Raw genomic sequence first — 584 nt, 5'->3', positions numbered from 1 at the left:
CCTACAACCACCCTGCCCCGTGTATGCGGGTGTGGTGGGGTTGTCAGGAGTAACGCCCGTTGCGCAGACGATTGTTCTGCGGCGGGTGCTCACGGGTGGAATATCAGCAAATAGCGGCCGCTGCGTTTTCTGCGGCACCCAGTACGGACTCACCTCTTCGGTGGTGGTCCTGGAACGGTGCGGCGGGGAAGGGGGCGGTTTAGTGTTTGGCACACTGTTGGGTCCTGAGACAACAGGACCGGGGAGGGCGACTTTCCCGGGACTTGTGTTTCTGGTTTCCTGGCTGCACCGAGCATGCACGGTTTGTCCCTTTAAGGGCTGGTGTGTGGGGTGTGTGGTACGGGGTTGTTGTTTGAGAACTACATAGTGGACGCGAGCATCTTTTATAAGAAGCAATTTCCAAGAATATGAACCTGGATCTGTCGTTCCGTCTTTGGGCGGGATGGTGGTTTTCATGGTTCTCTCGAAAATTACTCCTTGATCTTTTGTGGTCAAGTTTTTAAGAGCACACGGTGGATGCCTTGGCATTAGGAGCCGAAGAAGGACGTAGGAATCTGCGATAAGCCTGGGGGAGTCGATAACCG

The 584-nt window shown here is 55.0% G+C and carries 1 rRNA gene; it reads left to right on the top strand.

The window, feature by feature from the left end:
* Positions 1 to 489: 489 nt before the first annotated feature.
* Positions 490 to 584: ribosomal RNA gene (locus AC1DDO_RS23035) — 23S ribosomal RNA — on the top strand; the annotation flags it as partial.

Source organism: Arthrobacter sp. 10N43, assembly GCF_056394525.1.
The sequence above is the reverse complement of the archived record's forward strand: the minus strand, read 5'-3'. Positions and strand labels throughout refer to the sequence as shown.